This is a genomic window from Sphaerisporangium rufum, from assembly GCF_016863395.1.
Classification (GTDB): domain Bacteria; phylum Actinomycetota; class Actinomycetes; order Streptosporangiales; family Streptosporangiaceae; genus Sphaerisporangium; species Sphaerisporangium rufum.
In genome coordinates this window covers 1-819 of the sequence record NZ_BOOU01000157.1, presented here as the reverse complement: position 1 = coordinate 819, position 819 = coordinate 1, and the positions used below count along the sequence as shown (strand labels likewise).

The 819-nt window shown below is 65.1% G+C and carries 1 protein-coding gene; it reads right to left on the bottom strand.

The window, feature by feature from the left end; all coding sequences use genetic code 11:
* On the bottom strand, positions 1-819 hold an 819-nt coding region (locus Sru01_RS35125; protein WP_275412238.1), incomplete at both ends, for a non-reducing end alpha-L-arabinofuranosidase family hydrolase.

The window sequence follows — 819 nt, the reverse complement described above, 5'->3', positions numbered from 1 at the left end:
GGAGCTGGGGCTGCGGCCCTGGTAGAGCAGCTGCAGGTTGCAGGGGTCGACCGTCTTGGTCTGGTCGGGGTTGTTGCGGACCAGGTCGCCGTGGCTGATGTCGTTGGTCCAGGTGGCACCGCTGTTGGCCTTGCCCGCGAACGGGTTGCTCTCGGTCGCCGCCTGCGGGGTCCAGTTGCCGCCCAGGCTGGTGGCGGTGAAGGAGCGGAAGTAGCGGCCCTGCGAGCCGATCGCCTCCACGATCATCAGGTACTTGTTCTGGTTCTGCAGCTTGTAGACCTCGACCGCCTCGAACAGGTTGTTCGTCGAGTCGCTCATGATCGTGGTGTAGTTGGAGCCGAAGTTCCCGGGGAAGTTGCCGATCGGCATGCTGGACCGGTAGATCTTGCCGTTGTCGCCGGCGAAGAACAGGTACATGTTCTGGTCGTCGCCGATGAGCGTCTGGTCGATGGGCCCGGTGCCCGAGCCGGAGATGCTCGCGGTGGACAGGGTCTGCGGCGAGGACCAGCCGTTGGCGTTGGTCGGGTCGCTGGAGGTGCGGTAGGTGAACGCGGTCCCGCCCCACTGGTAGGCCAGCACCCAGATGTTCTTGGGCGCGAAGTAGAACAGCGTCGGCGCCACCGTGCCGACCGACATCGTGTTCTGCGGGGCCGAGGCCATGTCCGACCAGTTGGTGAACAGGCCGAAGTTCATCGATCCCCAGCTCGACCCGAAGTCGTGCGTGGTCCCGTAGACCAGGTGCTTGCCGTTGTAGACGACGTTGGTGAAGTCCTTCAGCGACACCCAGCCCGACTTGGGGTTGGCCAGCGGGCCGGTCGA